Source organism: Novosphingobium sp. ZW T3_23 (assembly GCF_044987305.1).
Lineage (GTDB): Bacteria > Pseudomonadota > Alphaproteobacteria > Sphingomonadales > Sphingomonadaceae > Novosphingobium.
In genome coordinates this window covers 13536-34145 of the sequence record NZ_JBJDRF010000026.1, presented here as the reverse complement: position 1 = coordinate 34145, position 20610 = coordinate 13536, and the positions used below count along the sequence as shown (strand labels likewise).

19 protein-coding genes and 2 tRNA genes are annotated in these 20610 nt (G+C 64.6%); 13 read left to right on the top strand and 8 right to left on the bottom strand.

All coding sequences use genetic code 11. The annotated features are described in order from the left end of the window. The first annotated feature begins 61 nt into the window (after positions 1-61). Entirely contained in the window at positions 62-901 is an 840-nt protein-coding gene (locus ACI3K3_RS14310; RefSeq protein ID WP_404914768.1) for an arginyltransferase, read from the top strand. A gap of 13 nt (positions 902-914) precedes the next feature. Here ACI3K3_RS14310 and ACI3K3_RS14305 read toward each other — a convergent pair whose 3' ends face one another. Beyond that, complete coding sequence (locus ACI3K3_RS14305; RefSeq protein ID WP_404914766.1) at positions 915-1502, bottom strand: lysozyme; 588 nt, start codon at positions 1500-1502, stop codon at positions 915-917. 252 nt (positions 1503-1754) lie between these two features. Further along, a complete protein-coding gene (gene gyrB / locus ACI3K3_RS14300) occupies positions 1755-4319 on the bottom strand; it encodes a DNA topoisomerase (ATP-hydrolyzing) subunit B (protein WP_404914764.1) in 2565 nt (854 codons plus the stop codon). A 531-nt stretch (positions 4320-4850) separates the two neighbouring features. Here gyrB and guaA point away from each other — a divergent pair. Then, the gene (guaA, locus tag ACI3K3_RS14295; RefSeq protein WP_404914762.1) at positions 4851-6431 is read left to right on the top strand and encodes a glutamine-hydrolyzing GMP synthase; all 1581 of its coding nucleotides are present in this window, start codon (positions 4851-4853) and stop codon (positions 6429-6431) included. Between the two features lie 62 nt (positions 6432-6493). On the opposite strand, the gene ACI3K3_RS14290 is transcribed toward guaA, so the two are convergent. The 4 genes from ACI3K3_RS14290 to ACI3K3_RS14275 form a co-directional block, all read right to left on the bottom strand. Then, complete coding sequence (locus ACI3K3_RS14290; RefSeq protein ID WP_404914760.1) at positions 6494-6964, bottom strand: methylated-DNA--[protein]-cysteine S-methyltransferase; 471 nt, start codon at positions 6962-6964, stop codon at positions 6494-6496. A gap of 121 nt (positions 6965-7085) precedes the next feature. Then, the gene (locus ACI3K3_RS14285) at positions 7086-7496 is read right to left on the bottom strand and encodes a hypothetical protein (protein ID WP_404914758.1); all 411 of its coding nucleotides are present in this window, start codon (positions 7494-7496) and stop codon (positions 7086-7088) included. 120 nt (positions 7497-7616) lie between these two features. Continuing rightward, positions 7617-9035 (bottom strand): metalloprotease TldD, encoded by a 1419-nt coding sequence (gene tldD, locus ACI3K3_RS14280; RefSeq protein WP_404914756.1) that lies wholly within the window; start codon positions 9033-9035, stop codon positions 7617-7619. A 96-nt stretch (positions 9036-9131) separates the two neighbouring features. Continuing rightward, positions 9132-10457, bottom strand: a complete 1326-nt coding sequence (locus ACI3K3_RS14275) for a NupC/NupG family nucleoside CNT transporter (RefSeq protein WP_404914754.1) — start codon at positions 10455-10457, stop codon at positions 9132-9134. Positions 10458-10560: 103 nt separating this feature from the next. Here ACI3K3_RS14275 and ACI3K3_RS14270 point away from each other — a divergent pair, with 103 nt between their 5' ends. The 8 genes from ACI3K3_RS14270 (at position 10561) to ACI3K3_RS14235 (ending at position 16092) form a co-directional block, all read left to right on the top strand. After that, on the top strand, positions 10561-11238 hold the full coding sequence (locus ACI3K3_RS14270; RefSeq protein ID WP_404914752.1) for a queuosine precursor transporter: 678 nt from the start codon (positions 10561-10563) through the stop codon (positions 11236-11238). Positions 11239-11302: 64 nt separating this feature from the next. Next, on the top strand, positions 11303-12202 hold the full coding sequence (gene argB / locus ACI3K3_RS14265) for an acetylglutamate kinase (protein ID WP_404914750.1): 900 nt from the start codon (positions 11303-11305) through the stop codon (positions 12200-12202). A gap of 47 nt (positions 12203-12249) precedes the next feature. Beyond that, positions 12250-12801 (top strand): hypothetical protein, encoded by a 552-nt coding sequence (locus ACI3K3_RS14260; RefSeq protein ID WP_404914748.1) that lies wholly within the window; start codon positions 12250-12252, stop codon positions 12799-12801. 307 nt (positions 12802-13108) lie between these two features. Then, positions 13109-13393: a YggT family protein gene (locus ACI3K3_RS14255; RefSeq protein WP_313434016.1), complete on the top strand. Its 285-nt coding sequence runs from the start codon at positions 13109-13111 to the stop codon at positions 13391-13393. A 1-nt stretch (position 13394) separates the two neighbouring features. Continuing rightward, positions 13395-14291: a bifunctional methylenetetrahydrofolate dehydrogenase/methenyltetrahydrofolate cyclohydrolase FolD gene (gene folD / locus ACI3K3_RS14250; RefSeq protein WP_404914746.1), complete on the top strand. Its 897-nt coding sequence runs from the start codon at positions 13395-13397 to the stop codon at positions 14289-14291. Continuing rightward, entirely contained in the window at positions 14288-15010 is a 723-nt protein-coding gene (locus ACI3K3_RS14245) for a hypothetical protein (RefSeq protein ID WP_404914744.1), read from the top strand. The genes folD and ACI3K3_RS14245 overlap by 4 nt, the downstream gene beginning before the upstream one ends. 5 nt (positions 15011-15015) lie before the next feature. After that, entirely contained in the window at positions 15016-15651 is a 636-nt protein-coding gene (locus ACI3K3_RS14240; RefSeq protein ID WP_404914742.1) for a MarC family protein, read from the top strand. A gap of 69 nt (positions 15652-15720) precedes the next feature. Continuing rightward, a complete protein-coding gene (locus tag ACI3K3_RS14235) occupies positions 15721-16092 on the top strand; it encodes a hypothetical protein (RefSeq protein ID WP_404914740.1) in 372 nt (123 codons plus the stop codon). Between the two features lie 148 nt (positions 16093-16240). Here the strand turns inward: ACI3K3_RS14235 and ACI3K3_RS14230 are convergent, their stop codons facing one another. Next, positions 16241-16855 (bottom strand): LON peptidase substrate-binding domain-containing protein, encoded by a 615-nt coding sequence (locus tag ACI3K3_RS14230; protein ID WP_404914738.1) that lies wholly within the window; start codon positions 16853-16855, stop codon positions 16241-16243. 2 nt (positions 16856-16857) lie between these two features. Next, complete coding sequence (gene trxA, locus ACI3K3_RS14225; protein ID WP_404914838.1) at positions 16858-17760, bottom strand: thioredoxin; 903 nt, start codon at positions 17758-17760, stop codon at positions 16858-16860. Positions 17761-17973: 213 nt separating this feature from the next. Between trxA and ACI3K3_RS14220 the strand changes: the two genes are divergently transcribed. From ACI3K3_RS14220 to ACI3K3_RS14210, 3 genes are all read left to right on the top strand, one after another. Continuing rightward, positions 17974-18048: transfer RNA gene (locus ACI3K3_RS14220), tRNA-Gly, on the top strand. 48 nt (positions 18049-18096) lie between these two features. Next, positions 18097-18171, top strand: a tRNA-Gly gene (locus ACI3K3_RS14215). Between the two features lie 151 nt (positions 18172-18322). Beyond that, positions 18323-20548: a tetratricopeptide repeat protein gene (locus ACI3K3_RS14210; protein ID WP_404914736.1), complete on the top strand. Its 2226-nt coding sequence runs from the start codon at positions 18323-18325 to the stop codon at positions 20546-20548. The last annotated feature ends 62 nt before the right edge of the window (positions 20549-20610 follow it).

Genomic DNA, 20610 nt, shown 5'->3' with positions numbered 1-20610 from the left:
TAACAGGAGGCACTGTCGGCATGGCGGCGGCCCCCATCAGGCTAGAGGATCACTTTCGTCCGTGACGGCACCCGTTCGCTTTCCCCGGTTCTTCGTGACCAGCCCGGCTCCGTGCCCCTACTTGCCGGGACGCAGCGAGCGTAAGGTCTTCACCGAACTGAAGGGGCCGCACGCCGATTCGCTCAACGATGCGTTGGGGCGTATCGGCTTCCGCCGCAGCCAGACCGTGGCCTATCGCCCCTCCTGTCTTGATTGCAACGCTTGCGTCTCGGTGCGCGTGGTGGCGAATGAATTCGCGCCGTCCGGCACGCAGAAACGCCTGCTGAAGCGCAACGGCGATCTGGTTGCCACGATCTGCCGCCCGTGGTCCACCAGCGAGCAGTTCGATCTGCTTCAGCGCTACCTTTCCGTCCGTCATCCCGAAGGCGGTATGACGTCCATGGACGAGGTGGATTTCGCCGACATGGTGGAACACACGCCCGTCACCAGCTACGTCATCGAATATCGTGAGCCTTCCGACGACGGGGTAACCCCCGGCCGCCTGGTGGCCGCTTGCCTGACCGACCGCCAGTGCGACGGATTGTCGATGATCTACAGCTTCTACGATCCTCACCATGAAGGTCGTCAGGGGCTGGGCACTTACGTCATTCTCGATCACATCCGCCGCGCTGCCGAGATGGCCCTGGCCTATGTCTACCTCGGCTACTGGGTAGAGGGTGCGGCGCGTATGCAGTACAAGGTCCGCTTCCGGCCCATGGAAAAGCTGGGCCGGGCAGGGTGGGAGCGCATTTCTCCAGCCGAGCACGACCAGCTGATCGCCGCCGCCGTCGCCAATCCGCGCAGCCGGGAAGAAGTGAACGAGGGCGCCCGCAAGGACGGAGTTCCCTCGATCACCCGATAAGCCGGCAATATGCCTATGCAGCGGCGTAGAGCGCTGCTTCTTCGGCACGGCGCCGCTTCAGGCCTTCCATGACTTTGCCGTCGTTGTAGATCCACTTGCCGAATTGCGCCGCCGCTTCGGCATGGCGGCCTTGCCGATGCAGCTTCGTGAGGGTCGCCTTCGCGATAGCGCCCGTATTGTAGTGAAACGAAACCAGCGCATCGAACTGGCCTTGCGACGTCGCCGCGTCGCCCAGGGCGGCGGCGACTTCCCGGGCATAGCGGACGAGCGCGGCATCAAGTCGCGCATCGCATTGCGCCTGCGACCAGACCGTTCCTGGGCCGACATCCGGCCCGGTGGAGCCCCAGCCTATCGTCCATGGCGTGCCGTCCCAGCTGCCGGGGTCGGGATAGGCTTCGATCATGCCATCGGGGCGCCGCCGTGCACAGCCTTCCCATTTGCGGATCAAGGCTTGTCCAGCGTCTCCCAGCTCCAAGGCGGGGGCTGTAACGTCGCCGAGGGCCTTATCGATTGCATGATCGAGGGCAGCGATTTCGGCGGTGGTGAAACCGCGCCCGAGCAGAAGGCGTACTTTATCGAAAATCGGCTTGCGGTAGAGCATCGGCCTCTCCTTGCTTGAGGAAAAGGCGGATCAAGTAAGCCGGATTGGGGGGTGTAGGAAAACGGTTTCTCGTGGCGAAACCGTTTTCCCGTTCATCAGAGCCCGTTTGGAAATTCGCTGAAGGCGAATTTCGCGGCACCGGCCCACACCCCCACGCTACCACCCGCAGGATACTAACGTTGGGTGGTAGGGTGGGGGCGCGGGCCGGTGCCGCTCCGAAAATGCCCTCTTGGGCATTTTCAAAACAGACTCTCAGACGTCGAGATTGGCGACGTTGAGTGCGTTTTCCTGGATGAAGTCGCGGCGCGGTTCGACCACGTCGCCCATTAGCCGGGTGAAGATCTCGTCGGTTACGTCGGCATCCTCGACCTTGACCTGAAGCAGGGCGCGGTTTTCCGGATCGAGCGTGGTTTCCCAGAGCTGCTCGGCATTCATTTCGCCCAGGCCCTTGTAGCGCTGGATCGAAAGGCCCTTGCGACCCGCGGCCAACACGGCTTCGAGCAGTTGCGACGGGCGGCTGATGATGTCGCCACCGGCGGTGGGACGGGTTGCCGGTGCTTCGTCGTCGCCATCGGTCGCTTCCGCTTCCACGGCTGCCGCAGTGGCGCGGACGAAACGGGCGGTGGCGGAATAGACTTCCGAATTTTCCACTGCGAGCTTGGCGAGCTTGCGCGCTTCCGCGCTGGCGAGGAAGCCGGCCTCGATCTTGTGATGATCGGTGACGCCGCGCCAGAGACGTTCGATCTCAAGGTTACCGGCCTCGGTGAGGCGGGCCGACCACCGCGCTTCGGGGTCGCCCAGGTCGAGCCACTTGGTCGCGCGGTTCAGCGCCGAAGTGCGGTCCGCGGCGGAAAGATCGGGCGCGAAGGCGCCGGCGATGGCCAGGGCTTCGATGATGACGGGGTCGAAGCGGCGCGGCACGAAGCCCATGATGTTGCGCATGCGGATCGCATGTTCGACCAGCGCCTCAAGGTCTGCCCCGGTGCGGGCGCCGCCTTCGGTTTCCAGGACGCGGCCCGAAAGGCCGGCCTCCACCAGATAGCGGTCGAGCGCGGGGTTGTCCTTGAGGTAGACTTCCGAACGCCCCTTCGCGACCTTGTAGAGCGGCGGCTGGGCGATGAAGAGGTGTCCCGAGCGGATGATGTCGGGCATCTGGCGATGGAAGAAGGTCAGCAGCAGCGTGCGGATATGCGCGCCGTCGACGTCGGCGTCGGTCATGATGACGATCTTGTGGTAGCGCAGCTTTTCCAGGTTGAAATCGTCGCGAATGCCCGTGCCCATGGCCTGGATCAGCGTGCCGACTTCCTTCGAGGAAATGATGCGGTCGAACCGCGCGCGTTCCACGTTGAGGATCTTGCCCTTGAGCGGCAGGATCGCCTGGGTCTTGCGGTCGCGGCCCTGCTTGGCGGAGCCGCCTGCCGAATCGCCCTCGACCAGGAACAGTTCGCACTTGCTGGGGTCGCGCTCCTGGCAGTCGGCCAGCTTGCCCGGCAGCGAGGCGATGTCCATCGCGCCCTTGCGGCGCGTGAGTTCACGCGCGCGCTTGGCGGCTTCGCGCGCGGCGGCGGCGTCGATCACCTTCTGGATGATGGTCTTGGCGTGGCCGGGGTTTTCCTCCAGCCATTCGCTCATCTTGTCGGCCATCAGCGATTCGAGCGGCTGGCGCACTTCCGAGCTGACCAGCTTGTCCTTGGTTTGCGACGAGAACTTGGGATCGGGCAGCTTGACCGAGACGATCGCGGTCAGGCCTTCGCGCATGTCGTCGCCCGAAAGCGAGACCTTTTCCTTCTTGAGCAGGCCCGAACGCTCGGCATAGCCGTTGAGCGTGCGCGTCAGCGCGGCGCGGAACGCGGCGAGGTGGGTGCCGCCGTCACGCTGCGGGATGTTGTTTGTGAAGCAGAGCACGTTCTCGTAATAGGAATCGTTCCATTCGAGGGCGACTTCCATGCCGATGCCGTCCTTGTCCGCGCCGATCGCGATCGGTTCGGGCATGAGGGCCTGCTTGTTGCGGTCGAGATACTTCACGAAAGCGCCGATGCCGCCTTCGTAGTAGAGGTCGTGCTCGACGGCTTCCTCATGGCGCTTGTCGCGCAGCTTTATGCGCACGCCCGAATTGAGGAACGCGAGTTCGCGATAGCGGTGTTCCAGCTTGTCGAAATCGAACTCGGTGACGTTCTTGAAAGTCTCGGTCGAGGCAAGGAAGGTGACGCGGGTGCCTTTCTTGAAGCCGTTGTCGTCCGGATTGTCGCTCACCTTGGGGGCCGGGCCGCGCACTTCCAGCGGGGCCACGGCATCGCCATGGGCGAACTTCATCCAGTGTTCCTTGCCCTCGCGCCAGATCGTGAGTTCCAGCCATTCGGACAGGGCGTTGACCACCGAAACGCCCACGCCGTGCAGTCCGCCGGACACCTTGTAGGCATTGTCGTCCGAAGTGTTCTCGAACTTCCCGCCCGCGTGGAGCTGGGTCATGATGACTTCTGCGGCGGAGACGCCTTCCTCGGCATGGATGCCGGTGGGAATGCCGCGGCCGTTGTCTTCAACGGAGACCGATCCGTCGGCATTGAGTTCGATGAGCACGAGGTCGCAATGACCTGCCAGTGCCTCGTCGATGGCATTGTCCGAGACTTCGAAGACCATGTGATGCAGGCCCGAGCCATCGTCGGTATCGCCGATGTACATGCCGGGACGCTTGCGGACCGCGTCTAGGCCCTTCAGGACCTTGATCGAATCCGCGCCGTAGCTGTTCTGGTTCTTGCGGTTGTCCAGGGTGCCGCGGTCGGCTGCGGTCGCGGGCGTGTTGTCTTCGGTGCTTGCCATGGCGAGCATATAGGGTTTGACGGTCATAAACCCAAGCAAAAGCGGCTCCGCTACGGGTCTTTTCCACAAGAGACGGAGCCGCTTGCGCCGCTCTGCCGCCAGACCGCGCCGAGTTGCGAAAAGTTGCGCGCCGCGCACGAGAGGCGCGAGGCATTGCCGTGCGCGAGGCAACAAAAAAGGCGGCCACATGGGCCGCCCTTCTGTCTAGTCGGAATGCCGATCCTCAGATGAGGGTGACGGCAAATGCCAGAGCGCTCACACCCAGCGCTGCGGCGAAACCGAACGTCTTTTCGACGATGGTCATGGAATTGCTCCTGCAAACTTATTGTTTTGTTTTTATCGCATGCCTGGCGTTTCTCATCGCCATGCTGCAAGTGCGAGATAGGCGTGCTTGGAATTATCGCAATGTCGAAAGTAACAATATTGCTTGCACGTTTTGCAATTGTATTCCTGGGAGTGCCTTGGGCGAAAATGGCTTGTCCGCGCCCGCGAATACTGGACACCCGAACTATCCCGCTATAGTGGCCGCCCATGACTAATCAGACTTCTGGCCAGACCTCACAGCCGTCCGATTCCATCCTGATCGTCGACTTCGGCAGTCAGGTGACGCAGCTTATTGCTCGCCGCGTGCGCGAAGCCGGCGTCTATTCCGAAATCGCCCCGTTCAATGCCGCGAAGGAAGCCTTCGCCCGCATGAAACCGGCCGGGGTCATTCTCTCGGGCTCGCCGGCTTCGGTGCTCGATGAAAGCGGACCGCGCATTCCCGCCGAGATTCTCGAAAGCGGCCTGCCGATGCTGGGCATCTGCTATGGCCAGCAATCGCTGATGCATCAGCTCGGCGGTGAAGTGCTCTCCGGCGATTCGGGTGAATTCGGCCGCGCCTTCATCGAAATCGGCGACGATTGCGCGCTGTTCGACGGGCTCTGGGCCAAGGGCGAGAGGCATCAGGTGTGGATGAGCCATGGCGACAAGGTGACCAGCCTTGCCCCCGGCTTCCGCCCGGTCGCCTCCAGCGAGGGCGCGCCTTTCGCGGTGATCGCCAACGACGAGAAGCGCATCTATGCCATGCAGTTCCACCCCGAAGTCGTGCACACGCCCGACGGTGGAAAGTTGCTGAAGAACTTCGTCCGCCACGTCTGCGGACTCGCCGGCGACTGGACCATGGCCGAGTTCCGCAAGACCAAGGTCGATGAGATCCGCGCCCAGGTCGGCAACAAGCGGGTGATCTGCGGCCTGTCGGGCGGTGTCGATTCGGCGGTAGCCGCGCTGCTGATCCACGAAGCGATCGGCGATCAGCTCACGTGCGTCTTCGTGGACGGCGGTGTGCTGCGCATGGGCGAGGCCGAGCAGGTCGTCAGCCTGTTCCGCGGGCACTACAACATTCCGTTGGTCCACGTCGATGCGTCGACGCTGTTCCTGAACGGCCTGGCTGGTGTCACCGACCCCGAGGCCAAGCGCAAGTTCATCGGCAAGACCTTCATCGACGTCTTCGAGGACGAAGCGAAGAAGATCGGCGGGGCCGAATTCCTGGCGCAGGGCACGCTCTATCCGGACGTGATCGAATCGGTCTCGTTCACCGGCGGTCCTTCGGTGACGATCAAGAGCCACCACAACGTCGGTGGCCTGCCCGAGCGCATGAACATGAAGCTCGTCGAGCCGCTTCGCGAACTGTTCAAGGACGAAGTTCGCGTGCTCGGTCGTGAACTCGGCCTGCCCGAAATCTTCGTGGGCCGCCACCCGTTCCCCGGACCGGGCCTGGCGATCCGCATCCCCGGCGAGGTAACGCGCGAACGCTGCGACATCCTGCGCAAAGCGGATGCGATCTACCTCGAAGAAATCCGCAACGCGGGCCTCTACGACGCGATCTGGCAGGCCTTCGCAGTGCTGTTGCCGGTAAAGACCGTGGGCGTCATGGGCGACGGCCGCACTTACGACAGCGTCTGCGCGCTCCGTGCCGTCACTTCGACCGACGGCATGACCGCCGATATCTACCCCTTCGACGCCACTTTCCTGTCACGCGTCGCCACTCGTATCATCAACGAGGTCAAGGGCATCAACCGCGTGGTCTACGATTACACCTCGAAGCCGCCGGGCACGATCGAGTGGGAATGATCTTCGCTCATCGATGAATTCCAAAAAGCCGGTCTCCATGGGGAGGTCGGCTTTTTCGGTGTTCAGAGGAGGAGATCGGGGCCTTCGTGTCGTAGCAGGAAGGCCTTGGCTTGCAGGCCTCCGGCGAATCCGGTTAGTGCGCCGCTAGTGCCGACGACGCGGTGGCATGGCGCGATGATTGAAATGGGGTTGCGTCCGTTGGCGGCTCCGACCGCGCGACTGGCGGTAGGGCTGCCGAGAGCGACAGCGATCTCGCCATAGCTGCGGGTCTCGCCGAATGGGATGGCAAGAAGCTGCTTCCAGACGCTCTTCTGAAAATCCGTTCCACGAAAGTCGAGCGGCAGATCGAAGGCGCGGCGTTGGCCTGCGAAGTACTCCATCAGTTGCGCTCGGGCGGCGACGAGCACCGGGTGGTCCGCATCGTCCTGCACGTCGCCCAGTCGCACGCGCAGCGGATCGTCGTTCTCCCATAGTACCGCGACCAGTCCGGTGTCGCTGGCGATCAGGGTCAATTCACCGACGGGAGAAGGCATTTTGCTGCGGGCGAGAGCCACCGGGATCGTCCTTGGTGCGAGGGGCTAAGCGATGTGTGCATTCTCGCACAGCCTACAAAAGGAAGAGGGGGCCTTCTGAGCGGGCCCCCTGTCCTAACGCTTATTTGGCAGCTTTAGGTCGGGTATAAGGGACGAATTCTTGCAGCGAGACGAAGCCGTTCCACATACTCGGGGTCGTGCGATCGCGTAGCTGGATGGTGTCGAGCCGACAAAGCTGGCTTGAGTATAGTTTCGTCACCAGAATGTTGTCGGAATCAAGCGTTTCGGCGTTGGCGGGCCGGTTCACGTAATAGGTGCTGCCAACGCGATAGACGATCGCCGTCTTGTCGACGATCTGGGTATTCTGGGCCTGGTTGAGCGAAATGCAGTTCACCGGCTTGCCGGCCACCCGGCCGTCGAGGATCTTGGCGAGTTGCTCTTCGCCGGTCAGTTTCTGTTTTGCGTTCACGGTGGGCGCGGCAAACAGACTGCCCGCGATCAGCGTGGCGCCGACGACATGCTTCAGTGACATGGTCAATACCTCACTTTCCCAACCCTAGGCCGTGGGTATGGCACAGTTCGGCTTAACGCGGGCTGAAGTGCCATGGTGGTTTCCCCGCGGTTTCCTTTGGAAAAACCTCTGCTGCCGACCTTACGCAGTGCCGCCGACGGTGATGCCTTCGATCAGCAGGGTAGGTTGGCCGACCCCGGCGGGGATGCTTTGGCCGCCCTTGCCGCAGACGCCGACGCCGCGGTCGAGTTCCAGGTCGTTGCCGATGCCGGTCACGCGGGTGAGCACCGAGGGGCCGTCTCCGATCAGCGTGGCGCCCTTGATCGGGGCGCCGAGCTTTCCGTTCTCGACCTTGTAGGCCTCGTTGCACGAGAACACGAACTTCCCCGAGACGATGTCGACCTGGCCGCCGCCCATCGACTTCACGAAGATGCCGTTCTTCATGCGTGAGAGCAATTCCGCGGGATCGTCCTGGCCGGCCTTCATGAACGTATTGGTCATGCGGACCTGCGGGGCGTGGGCGTAGTTTTCGCGGCGGCCATTGCCGGTGGACTGGACGCCCATGAGGCGCGCGTTCATCCGGTCCTGCATGTAGCCCTTGAGGATGCCGTCCTCGATCAGCACGGTTTCCTGCGTGGGCGTGCCCTCGTCGTCGATCGACAGAGAGCCGCGACGATCGGCGATCGAACCGTCGTCGACGATGGTGACGCCGGGTGCGGCCACGCGCTCGCCGATGCGGCCTGCGAACGCGGAAGTGCCCTTGCGGTTGAAGTCGCCTTCGAGGCCGTGGCCCACGGCTTCGTGCAGGATCACGCCGGGCCAGCCGGGGGCGAGCAGGACGGTCATCTCGCCGGCCGGAGCGTCCACGCTTTCGAGGTTTACGAGCGCCTGGTTCAGCGCGGTGTCGATCGCGCGGTTCCAGTTGGCGGGATCGAACAGCGAATCGTAGAGATGGCGGCCCCCCATGCCGAACGAGCCGGTTTCGCGGCGGCCGTTGCTTTCCGCGACGATCGAGACGCTGAGGCGCACCAGCGGGCGCACGTCGGTGGCGATGAAGCCGTCCGGCCGCACGATCTCGATCACCGACCATTGCCCGGTCAGGCTGGCGCTGACTTGCGAGACGCGCGGGTCGCGGGCGCGTGCGGCGGCGTCGATAGTCTCCAGCAGCTTCACCTTCTCCTCGAAGGGCACCAGATCGAGCGGCGAGACATGAGTGTAGAGGTGGAGGTTGCTCTTCTGCGGCGGGGCGGCGCGCACGGCGCCTGCCGGATCGAGCAATTGCAGGGTCTCGCCCGCGCGGCGGATGGCGGCGGGGGAAATCTCGTTGGCATGGGCGAAGCCGGTCATCTCGCCGGTGACGCCGCGCAGGCCGAAGCCCGCGTCGCGCGAATAGTCCGCCGTTTTCAGGCGGCCGTCATCGAAGCCGAAAGCCTCGGTAGCCATGAACTGCATATAGAGTTCGCCGTCCTCGCAATTACGCAAGGTTTCGGCGGCGAGCGCCTGGGCGTCCTCGGGCGAAAGCTGGCGGTAGAGGAGCGAGCGCGGATCGGTGATGGTCATGCCCCCGATATAGGCGCCGCGTGGCAAGAGGCAATAAAGGCCTTGGGGCCGGGCGCGTGTTCCAGCGTATCGCTGTGCGCCCGGCACTAGGCCCAATCAGGCAAGTCCCAGGAACAGCCCGGCCAGCGCGGCGCTCATCAGGTTCGACAGGCTGCCGGCGCAGAGGGCGCGCACGCCGAGCTTGGCGATGATCGGGCGCTGGTTGGGCGCAAGGCTGCCGGTCACGGCCATCTGGATGGCGATCGACGAGAAGTTCGCGAAGCCGCAGAGCGCGAAAGTCACCACCGCCACCGTGCGCGGGGACAGCGCGCTCATCTGGCCGAGATCGATGAAGGCGACGAATTCGTTGAGCACGATCTTGCTGCCGAACAGGCTGCCGGCCTGCATCGCCTCGTTCCAGTCCGGCGTGGCGAGCAGGTAGAAGATCGGGGCGAAGATATAGCCGAGCAGGCCCTGGAAGGTCACGCCGCTAAAGCCGAACAGGCCGCCGATCCAGCCGACCATGCCATTGGCGAGCGCGATCAGCGCCACGAAGGCCAGCACCATGGCGCCAACGGCGACGGCCAGCTTCACGCCGGTCTGCGCGCCTTGCGAGGCGGCCATGATGATGTTGGCGGGCTTCTCTTCCTCGTGCTCGACGGCTTCCGGCTCGTCGACGTGGACGCCGGGGAGATGGGTCACGTCGGCGCGGTTCAATGCGGCGGCAGCGGCACCGGCGGGAGGCAGGGTGCTCTCATGCACGTCGGGCTCTTCGCCTGCCACGGGACGCGGATCGGGCATGATCAGCTTCGCCATGAAGATACCGCCCGGTGCCGACATGAAGGCGGCGGCTACGAGGTAGTCGATGCGGATGCCCATCGAGGCGTAGGCTGCCAGGATCGTGCCGGCCACGCCTGCCAGGCCCACGCTCATCACGCAGAACAGCTGCGAGGGATTGAGGCTGGCGAGGTAGGGCCGGATCACCAGCGGCGCCTCGCTCTGGCCTACGAAGATGTTCGAGGCGGCGCAGAGGCTCTCGACCTTGCTGATGCCGGTGAGCTTTTCCAGCCCGCCGCCGATCCAGCGCACCACCAGCGGCATGATCTTGAGGTAGTAGAGGATCGAGATCAGCGAGGCGAAGAAGATGATCACCGGCAGCGCGGAGATGGCGAAGCTGCGTCCGCCGATCTCGGGGCTGGCGAGGGGGCCGAACAGGAAGTCCACGCCGGCATGGGCATAGCCCAGCAGGCTTTCCACGCCGGAAGCCGCGCCGCCGAGCAGATCCTTGCCGAGCGGCACGTAGAGCACGAGCGCCGCCAGGCCCGCCTGCAAGGCGAAGGCCGCCCCCACCACGCGCAGGCGGATTGCCCGGCGATTGGTGGAGAGCAGGAAGGCGACGGCCATGATGAGAACGATGCCGAGCAGACTGTAGGCGACGTGCATCGTCCCCGTTTCTCCGAAAATACGTGCTGAATCTGTGCGCAAACCTAAAGGCGCGCATTCATGACGGCTAGTGCAATTGTTCCGCGCCCGTTAGAGCATCGCCATGGAACCGCAAGCCCCCTCCACCGCGCAATCCCGCGCCATCGCCATTCCCCGCTCCATGTTCGTGTTCTCGACACTCTATGGCGGGTTGGTCGTCCTGGCGGGTGTGCTGGGCATCAAGATCGCCTCGCTCGGCCATTGGCCGGTGCTGGGAGACCTCGCCGTCGAATCGGGAATCTTCGCGTTTCTGCTGCTCGTCGTGCTGTCGAGCGCGGTGGCCGAACTCCATGGGACGGTCGTGGCCAATCGCCTTGTGCGCTTCGGATTCATCCCGCTGATCGTGTCTATGTCGCTGCTGACGCTGGTGATCCACGTCGTCCCGCCTGCCCCGTTCTGGGACGACCAGGAGGCCTATGCACGCCTGCTGGGCCAGGGCGCGCGCATGCAGTTCGCCGGTCTGGTGTCCTACGGCGTGTCGCAGACGCTCAACGTCACGGTGTTCTCGCGCCTGTCCGCCGGCCGAGACGGGCGGATGCTGATGCTTCGCGCCTGGATCGCCAGCCTGCTGTCGCAAGTAGTGGATACGCTGATCTTCATCACCATCTCCTTTGCGGGCGTGCTTCCGCTGTGGGACATCATGGGCGGGCAGATCATCTCGAAGCTTGTACTCTCCACGATCATGGTGCCTCCGTTCATCTGGCTGTTCGTCAAGCTGGGTCGAAAGCTGGATGGAGAGTGAAATAAACGGTCGTTCGGGCACGGAAACGGGTTTTATTTTTGTGCAGGGGGATTAAAGCGCCGCCATGCCGATTCCGCACGATCCCGCCATGCTCTCGAAAGCCGAGACGCTCGTCGATGCGCTGCCTTACCTGCAGCGTTATGCCGGTCGCACGTTCGTCGTGAAATACGGCGGCCATGCCATGGGCGATCCCGAATTGGCGCGCGATTTCGCGGAAGACGTGGTCCTGCTCAAGGCAGTGGGCATCAACCCGGTGGTGGTGCACGGCGGCGGTCCGCAGATCGGCGCCATGCTCAAGACCATGGGCGTCGAATCGCGCTTCGTCGACGGCCTCCGCGTGACCGACAAGCAGACTGCGCAAGTGGCAGAAATGGTCCTGTCGGGCGTGATCAACAAGGAGATCGTCGGCTGGATCGCGCAGGCCGGCGGCAGGGCCATGGGCATCTCCGGCAAGGACGGCGGCCTCGTCACGGCCAGCAAGGTGCAGCGCACCGCCAAGGATCCGGACAGCAATATCGAGCGCGTGGTCGATCTCGGCTTTGTGGGCGAACCGGCGAAGATCGACATCGGCGTGATCGAGACGATCTCGGCCGCCGGCATGATCCCGGTGATCGCGCCGATCGCGCCGGGCGAGGATGGCCAGACCTACAACATCAACGCCGATACGATGGCCGGTGCCGTCGCCGCGGCGCTGGGGGCATCGCGCCTGTTCCTGCTCACCGACGTGCGCGGCGTGCTGGACAAGGAGGGCGAACTGCTGACCGATCTGACGCCCGCGGACATCGTCCACCTCCAGCGCGACGGCACGATCTCCGGAGGCATGATCCCCAAGCTGGAAACCTGCATCCACGCGGTGGAAGCCGGGTGCGAGGCCGCCGTCGTGCTTGACGGGCGGGTTTCCCATGCCATGTTGCTGGAAATTTTCACGCAGGAAGGTGCAGGCACGCTGATCCGGGCGGGCTGATCGAACTGCAAGAGGAACTATCCGGCTGAAAGGCGCTTCGAAGCCCCATGCGTAATACCGTCGTCATCGCCAGTGCCCTGTCGGCCATCTCTCTCCTGCTTGCCGCCTGCAACAGGGAGCCGTCCGTCGAGCCCACCGGCGATGCGACTGTCTTCGCCAGCGAGGCTATCGCTGCTTCCGAAGAGCCGGTCGTCGACGCCTCGCAGGGCGCGGACAGCGGCCTTGCCGCGCAGCTCGATCAGAGCGCACTGGGCGAACGCCGCGATCCCGAGCGCCTGCTGCGCTTCTACATCAATGCCCTGCGCATCGGCGATTGGGAGGATGCCGCCAGGGCCTGGACCCTCGACGCCCAGATGACGCCGAACCGGCTGGCCGAAGAATTCGGCGGTGATGCCGGTCCGCGAATCGCGCTGGGCCGGGGCGACAGCAGCAATGCGGCGGGTACCCTGTTCTACGAGGCGCCCGTGGTGCTCGACTTTTCCGACGGCCGCTCCTCGCGCCGGGGCACGATCGTCCTGCGCCGCGTCAACGACGTGCCGGGCGCCAGCGAGCAGCAGCTCAACTGGCGGATAGAGCGGATGTCCACGGTCACCCGCTAGGACGGATCGACATTCAGGTCATGCGGGCCTGCGAAGCGCGATTTCCTGCGCTTCGGTGCTCACGGACCGAAAGTCCGCTGCGCTCCGATGCTCGAAAATCACGCTTCTCGGCTCCACCTGACCTGAATGTCGATCCGCCCCAGGGCACGTGGGTATTCAGCCCATGCGGGCCTCCGAACAGCAGCCATCCCGAAAACTCTGTAAGCGAGCATTGCTCGGCCCCCCAAGGCCCGCTCCCGCGCTTGCTCCCCGCCCCCTGCCTCGGCTATCAGGCGGGCGCTTCATTCCTCAGAAAGGCCCCACGCCCATGCTCGGCGGTGTGATCAACGCCCTTATCTACCTCGTCCAGATCCTGACGACCCTCGTGCTCGTCCAGTTCGTGCTGGGCCTGCTGATCGCCTTCAACGTGGTGAACCTGCAAAATCGGTTCGTCGAGGCGGTCTGGCGCGCGCTCAATGCCCTGCTGGAGCCGATCCTCGGCCCGATCCGCCGGATCATGCCGAATACTGGCGGGATCGACTTTTCGCCGATGGTGCTGATCATCGGCCTCAACGTGCTCATCATGATCCTCCAGCCGATGGCCTATGCCTGACATGACCGCTTCGAACATCATCGACGGCAAGGCCTTTGCCGAAGGCCTGCGCACCCGCATCGCCGTCGTCGCCGCCGATTTCGAGGCAAAGGCCGGCCGCAAGGCGGGCCTTGCGGTCGTGCTCGTGGGAGAGGATCCGGCCAGCCAGGTTTACGTCCGCAGCAAGGGCAAGCAGACCGTGGCCGCGGGCATGGAGAGCTTCGAGCACAAGCTGCCCGCCGATGCCTCGGAAGCGGAACTGCTTTCGGTGGTCGAGCGGCTCAACGCCGATCCGGCGGTGGACGGCATCCTCGTCCAGCTGCCGCTGCCCGCGCAGATGAACGAGCAGAAGGTCATTGCCACGATCAATCCCGACAAGGATGTGGACGGCTTCCATGTCGTCAACGTCGGGCGTCTCGCCACCGGCCTGCCGGGCTTCGTTCCCTGCACGCCGCTGGGCTGCGTGATGCTGCTGAAGGACCGGCTGGGTTCGCTTTCCGGGCTCGACGCCGTGGTGATCGGCCGCTCGAACATCGTCGGCAAGCCGATGGCGCAGTTGCTCATCGCGGAAAGCTGCACGGTGACTGTCGCGCATAGCCGTACGAAAGACCTGCCGGACGTGGTACGCCGCGCCGACATCGTGGTCGCCGCCGTCGGCCGTCCGGAAATGGTCAAGGGCGACTGGCTCAAGCCGGGTGCGACCGTGATCGACGTGGGCATCAACCGCGTTCCGGGCGCCGAGGAAGGCAAGACCCGGCTGGTGGGCGACGTCGATTTCGCTTCCGCCGCACCGGTGGCCGGCGCCATTACCCCGGTGCCGGGCGGGGTAGGGCCGATGACCATCGCCGTCCTGCTGCGCAACACGATCGTCGCTGCCCATCGCAACGCGGGTCTCACGCTGGACGAGAGCGCGCTTTGAACCCGGCGCCGCGCTCGGTGCAGGCGGCTCTGGTGGCAGGGGTCGCCTTGCTGGCGGCCTTCGCCGTTCCGGCCGATGCCCGCAGACGGCCCGAATATGCGCCCGGCGCGGGCACGGCCAACCCGAGCGCCCTTGTCGCGGCGGAGATCGCCTTTGCGCGGACGGCGCGGGAGAAGGGGCAATGGAAGGCGTTCGGCGAATTCGCCGATGACGATGCCGTCATGTTCGTGCCCGATCCCGTCCGCGCGAAGGATTGGCTCAGCGGCCGCAAGGAACCGGCGGCGCCGTTGCAGTGGCAGCCCCATCAGGTCTGGATGAGCTGCGACGGCACGATGGGCGTCACCAAGGGCGCTTGGCAGCGCCCTGACGGGTCGGTCGGCTATTTCACGACGATCTGGCAGAAGCGCAAGAAAGGCGATTATCGCTGGGTTCTGGATCAGGGCGACGATCTGGAACAGCCGCTCAAGGAGCCTCAGATGCTGTCCGCTTCGGTGGCCGATTGCGCGCGCGGTCCGGGCGGCGACGAACTTTTGGTCGAGCGGGACAGGGAGAATGGTGTCCCCGGTATGGATGGTCGTGGCCGTTCCAAGGATGGCACGCTGACGTGGCGGTATCACGTCGATCCCGACAAATCGCGCTGGCTTCAGGTTTCGCTGCTGAAGAACGGCGCCATGACCGAAGTGCTGCGCAGCGACGTAGCCGCGCCCAAGGGGCCATAGACCGAATGTACGAACTTTTCCTCAGCGCCTTCGTCACGCTCTTCGTGGTGATCGATCCGCCGGGCTGCGCACCGATCTATGCGGGGCTGTCAGCCGACGCCACGCGCTCGCAGGCGATCTCGATGGCGGCCCGCGCGTGCCTGATCGCCACGGCCATCCTGGTGGTCTTCGCCCTGTTCGGCGCGCGGCTGCTGGGCGCGCTGCATATCGAACTCAATGCCTTCCGCATCGCGGGCGGCATCATGCTGTTCATGATCGCGATCGACATGGTCTTCGAAAAGCGCACCCAGCGCCGCGAGGAACGGGCCGAGAAGATCATCGCCCACAATGCCGAGACGCCCCAGATCGACGACGTTTCGGTGTTCCCCATGGCGATGCCGATGCTGGCCGGCCCCGGCTCGATCGCGACGATCATGCTGCTGACCTCGCGCGCGCATGGCATGGAGCAGACCGTAGCGGTGCTGGCGGCGATGATGGCGGTCATGGCGCTCAGCTTCGCGGCGCTTGCCGCGGCGGGACCGCTGATGCGGATCCTGGGCGACAAGGTGGAAGCCGTCATCACCCGGCTGCTGGGCGTGCTCCTGGCAGCGCTTGCGGCACAATATGTGATCGATGGGGTGAAGACGGTCCTTTTGCAGTAAAGAGCGAAATTCAGCGGGCGTTCAGCGGCTTGCGGCAGTCTGATGCCTCTGCTTGCCCAGGAGAGTGCGATGCTCCGCCTGCTGACTGCCGCTTGCATTGTGCCTCTGCTGCTGGCGGCATCCGGGGTGAATGCGCATATCGTCGGTCCTCCCGCACCTCGGCCGAGCAGTCCGCCTTATGGCGACGCCCGGCAGAAGGACGACGAAGCGCGCTATCGCCTCGATCTTCGCAAGGTGGACAAAGTCATTCGCGAGGGACGAGAGACCGGGCGGCTCTCCAAGCAGGACGTCAAGGAGCTGCGCCGGGAGCGGGAGCAGATCGGATCTCTGGCGCAGCGCTATGGCGAGGACGGAATGTCGCCGCGCGAAGCGGAAGAACTCTACATGCGCGAACGCGTGCTGGAGAGTCAGGCGCGACTGCCCGGCAAGGGCAAGCTCTGAGGTTTGGTTAGGCGCTTTGGCGCGGCTCCAATTCCGACCAGCCGCTTACCTCAGCCTTCTGGCTCAATCGCTCCCGTCATCCTGAACTTGGTTCAGGACGACGGGGAGTGACGTCGAGGGTGCAGGGACGAATGTGCCTCAGAAGCACTTATTGCAGCGTCACGCCGCCATCGTCATCATCGTCCGAATGGCGGCTGAAGAACTGCATCAGCTGCACCAGCAGTTCGCAACGCACCGGCAGGGTGTCCGCTTCGAGCAGGGCCTGTTTGGCGGCGGCGTCGAAAGGCGCGATCTGGGATACGCCGTTGATCAATGACTGATCGTCGAGCCGGCCGACCTGGTCCCAGTCCACGGCATAGCCTTGGGCATCGGCGAATCGCTTGGCCTCGCGTTCGAAACTGGCGCGTTCGATGGGGGCGAGCACTTCGTCATCGCGCTCCGGCAGAAGTTCCGCCTCTATCTGGCGGAACGGCGTGGTCACGTCGAGTTCGTGCAGCAGGCGGAATCGCGATTCGCCGGTGAGCACGATGTTGAAGCGTCCGTCCTCCAGCGCTTCCACGTCGCCGATGCGGCCCAGGCAGCCGATGGAATAGAGCCGCGCGCCCTCGACCGGGCGCTGCGGCTGGATCATGCCGATGCGCCGGTCGCGGGCGAGTGCGTCGCTCACCATTGCCCGGTAGCGGGGCTCGAAGATGTGGAGCGGCAATTGCAGCCCCGGATAGAGCACCGCGCCCGGAAGCGGGAAGATGGTGATTCGCGTCACCGTCAGCCGAACAATACGGTGGAGAGTTTGCGGCGCGTTGCAGCGACCCAGAGATCTTCGAGGCCGGTGGCTTCGAAGATCTGGAGCAGCTTGGCGCGTGCGGCGCCATCGTTCCATTCACGGTCGGCGGCGACCATGCGCAGCAGCGTGTCGGCGGCGGCATCGCGCTCACCCGCAGCGAAAGCCGCGTTGGCGAAGGCGAACTGCGCGTCCATGTCGGCCGGACGCTCGGCAGCAGCGGCGCGTAGGGCGGCCAGCTCGCTGTCCTCGGGCTTGTCCTTGGCGAGCGCGAGTGCGGAACGAGCGCGTTCCACCAGCGGGTCCGCGGCAAGCGCGGGTTCGAGGCTGGCGAGCACCTGTTCGGCTTCCTCGACGCGGCCCGCGAGCACGAGTGCGCGCACGAAGCCGGCGATGACTTCGGCGTTCTCCGGCGCAAGTTCGAGGATCTGCATGAAGATCGACGCCGCGCGCTCACCGTCGCCCTCGGCCAGTGCTTCCTCGCCCATGGCGATCAGCGGTGCGAGGTCCGGCTGGGCTTCGGCGCCGTCAGGCTGGATCGGAAGCTGGGAAAGCAGCTGGTCCAGCGTCTGCTTGAGCTGCGATTCGGTGCGGGCATTGGTCAGGTCCGCCACCGGCTGACCCTGGAAGATCGCATAGACCGTGGGGATCGAGCGCACCTGGAACTGCGAGGCGATGAACTGTTCTTCATCGACATTGACCTTGGCCAGGACCACGCCCTTGTCGGCATAGTCTTCGGCCACCTTTTCCAGCACCGGCGTCAGCGCCTTGCAGGGGCCGCACCATTCGGCCCAGAAATCGAGGATCACCAGCTTCGTCATCGACGGTTCGGCCACCGTCTTGCGGAACCGGTCGACCGCCTTCTGTTCGTCGAGGTTGAGACCCATGCTGGCCAAGGTACGTGCTCCCGTGAAAATCGAATGGACCCCTAGATCGTCCCTCGGAAGGGATTTGTGAAGGGTTCTTGTCGGATTGGATGGCGCGGGGAGGGGGTTTTGAAAATTCTTTCGATTTTCCTCTTGCCGACCCCGAAAGGCACTGCTAGTGGCGCGCCTCCACCCCGGACCTGCCGGACTTTCCAGCAGGTCTTGAACGTCAGAGCGGGCGTAGCTCAGGGGTAGAGCACAACCTTGCCAAGGTTGGGGTCGAGGGTTCGAATCCCTTCGCCCGCTCCAGTTCATATAGGGATTTTCCGGTTCGCCGGAAGATTTCCGAAACGCCGAGCGGGCGTAGCTCAGGGGTAGAGCACAACCTTGCCAAGGTTGGGGTCGAGGGTTCGAATCCCTTCGCCCGCTCCAGTTTCCTTCCGTGGAAATCCAGACATCCTCATAGCCTGCCAGGCATCTTCATAGTTTGATCGGTCGCAATACGCGAACGTCCTGATCCGTGCGCTCACCTGCCGTGAACCTCGTTCGCCTACCTCGGCGACGACCTATCGCGGAGGGGTGCGTGAGCGGACTGGAAGCGCTGCTGATCAAGGCCAGGGGCGCGGCGAAGCGGGGCGATGCCGATATGGCGCGCACGCTTTATCGAGAGGCGCTGGGCCGGTTTCCGCGTAACGGCCGGGCTCTCGCGGCCTTGGAAGCACTCGACGCCGCGAATGCGAATCCGCCATCGACCCGGCTCGATGCGATGCTCGGTGCCTATCGGTCCGGGCGCATGGAGGAGGCCGCGCGGGAAGGCGCCCGGCTGGCCGCGGAATTTCCGCAGAGCTTCACCGTCCATAACCTGCAGGGCGCGGCCTTGCTGGCGCTTGGGGTGCTCCCAGCGGCCGAGGCAGCCTTTCGCCGCGCCATCGAGGCCGATCCCGATGCGGCGGCCTGCCGGAACAACCTGGCCGTTACCTTGCGGCGCCAGAATCGCTTCGCAGAGGCCGAGGACATCTACCGCGACGTTATCGCCCGGAATCCCGACTATGCGGAGGCACGGTTCAATCTGGCGAACCTGCTCGACGCACAACAGCGCTGGGCGGAAGCGGAACAGGGTTTCGCGAAAGCCGTGGCGCTCGATCCGGCCTATACAGAGGCGCACTATAACCTCGGAAATCTGCTGGCGAAACGCGGGAGGCGTGAGGAGGCGGTCGAGGCCTATGAACGCGCCGTCGCGCTGAAGCCGGACCATGCGCTCGCCTGGAACAACATGGGCGGCGAACTCCTGCTGCTCGATCGGCTGGATGCGGCCCTTGACGCTTATGCAAAGGCGCTGGCCGCCGATCCGGTCAATACGCAGGCCATGGTCAATCGCGGCAAGGCGCTCGTGCTCAAGGGCGATCTTCCCGAAGCGATCGCGGCCTTTCGCAAGGCCTGGGCGCTGGATCCGGCCGATCGTTCGGCTCTGCTCCAGGCGCTGTTCGAAGAGGCGCACGTCTGCGACTGGAGCAACCGCGCGCAGTTCGGGTTGACGGATGGTCCTTCCGCCGCCGCCGTGCAGCCCTTCGCGGCGCTGCCGTTCGTGGACGATCCGGCGCACCAGTATCGCCGCTCGCTGGCCTGCGCGGGCGTGAAGTTCGGAGCGCCGCCGCAATGCCTGCCCAGTTCCGCGCCATCCGCCGATGGACGCATCCGAATCGGCTACTTCTCGGCTGACTTTCACGACCACGCGACGATGTACTTGATGAGCGGCCTGTTCCGCGAACATGACCGGAGCCGCTTCGACATCCGCTTCTACAGCTATGGGCCGCGTTGCGATGGCGATCCCTCGCGCCGGGCACTGCGCGGTCATGCCGATGCGTTTACCGAGATCGGGCACCTGACGGACGCCGAAGTGGTCGATCGTGCCAGGGCCGACGGGCTGGATATCGCCGTCGACCTCAAGGGCTATACGCGCGGCACCCGCACCGCGCTGTTCGGCCAGCGGCTCGCACCGGTGCAAGTCAGCTACATGGGCTACCCGGGTACGATCGGCCATCCCTGCATGGACTATTTCATCGGCGACGCCGTTTCCCTGCCGGCGGGCGGCGAGGCCTGGTTCACCGAGAAGATCGTTCGGCTGCCTCATTGCTATCAGGCCAACGACGATCGTCGCATCATCGTCCCGGACAGGCGCGGGCGCCGGGGCTGGGGCCTGCCGGAGCGCAGCTTCGTATTCTGCTGCTTCAACCACACCTACAAGATCTGCCCGGATGCGTTCGATATCTGGATGCGGCTGCTTGGCCAGATCGAGGGGAGCGTGCTCTGGCTCCTGCGCTCGAACGGTTGGGCGGAGGATAACCTGCGGCGCGAAGCCATGGCACGCGGCGTCGATCCTGCGCGGTTGGTGTTTTCCGCCGGGGTTCCGCACGGCGAGCACCTGGGACGCTTGGCGCTGGCCGACCTGTTCCTCGACACGTTCGCCGTGGGTGCCCATACGACCGCCAGCGACGCGCTCTGGAGCGGTTTGCCGGTGTTGACGATGACGGGACACCAGTTTGCCGCGCGGGTGGCGACGAGCCTTGTCCATGCGGTGGGTTTGCCGGAACTGGCGGCGCCGGACCGGGACAGCTACGAGGCAACGGCGCTTGCCCTGGCGCATGATCCAAGGGGCCTGAGGGATATCCGCGAGCGTCTCGCCGCCCATCGGCTGACGTCGCCGCTGTTCCGCACCGCCGATTATACACGGGGGGTGGAGGCGGCGTTCGATGAGATGCACCGGCGGCGGTTGGCGGGGCTTTCGCCGGATCATTTCGAGGTGGCTTAGAGGGATATCGTCGTCCCGGACTTGATCCGGGACCGCTGGCCGTGAACAGCTCACCTCTCGGC

What these genes read in the sequence shown, in the direction of transcription:
- ACI3K3_RS14305 (WP_404914766.1), bottom strand. Translation starts at nt 1,502, where the DNA reads ATGCTCTACCGCAAGCCGATTTTCGATAAAGTACGCCTTCTGCTCGGG.
- gyrB (WP_404914764.1), bottom strand. Translation starts at nt 4,319, where the DNA reads ATGGCAAGCACCGAAGACAACACGCCCGCGACCGCAGCCGACCGCGGC.
- guaA (WP_404914762.1), top strand. Translation starts at nt 4,851, where the DNA reads ATGACTAATCAGACTTCTGGCCAGACCTCACAGCCGTCCGATTCCATC.
- ACI3K3_RS14290 (WP_404914760.1), bottom strand. Translation starts at nt 6,964, where the DNA reads ATGCCTTCTCCCGTCGGTGAATTGACCCTGATCGCCAGCGACACCGGA.
- ACI3K3_RS14285 (WP_404914758.1), bottom strand. Translation starts at nt 7,496, where the DNA reads ATGTCACTGAAGCATGTCGTCGGCGCCACGCTGATCGCGGGCAGTCTG.
- tldD (WP_404914756.1), bottom strand. Translation starts at nt 9,035, where the DNA reads ATGACCATCACCGATCCGCGCTCGCTCCTCTACCGCCAGCTTTCGCCC.
- ACI3K3_RS14275 (WP_404914754.1), bottom strand. Translation starts at nt 10,457, where the DNA reads ATGCACGTCGCCTACAGTCTGCTCGGCATCGTTCTCATCATGGCCGTC.
- ACI3K3_RS14270 (WP_404914752.1), top strand. Translation starts at nt 10,561, where the DNA reads ATGGAACCGCAAGCCCCCTCCACCGCGCAATCCCGCGCCATCGCCATT.
- argB (WP_404914750.1), top strand. Translation starts at nt 11,303, where the DNA reads ATGCCGATTCCGCACGATCCCGCCATGCTCTCGAAAGCCGAGACGCTC.
- ACI3K3_RS14260 (WP_404914748.1), top strand. Translation starts at nt 12,250, where the DNA reads ATGCGTAATACCGTCGTCATCGCCAGTGCCCTGTCGGCCATCTCTCTC.
- ACI3K3_RS14255 (WP_313434016.1), top strand. Translation starts at nt 13,109, where the DNA reads ATGCTCGGCGGTGTGATCAACGCCCTTATCTACCTCGTCCAGATCCTG.
- folD (WP_404914746.1), top strand. Translation starts at nt 13,395, where the DNA reads ATGACCGCTTCGAACATCATCGACGGCAAGGCCTTTGCCGAAGGCCTG.
- ACI3K3_RS14240 (WP_404914742.1), top strand. Translation starts at nt 15,016, where the DNA reads ATGTACGAACTTTTCCTCAGCGCCTTCGTCACGCTCTTCGTGGTGATC.
- ACI3K3_RS14235 (WP_404914740.1), top strand. Translation starts at nt 15,721, where the DNA reads ATGCTCCGCCTGCTGACTGCCGCTTGCATTGTGCCTCTGCTGCTGGCG.
- trxA (WP_404914838.1), bottom strand. Translation starts at nt 17,760, where the DNA reads ATGGGTCTCAACCTCGACGAACAGAAGGCGGTCGACCGGTTCCGCAAG.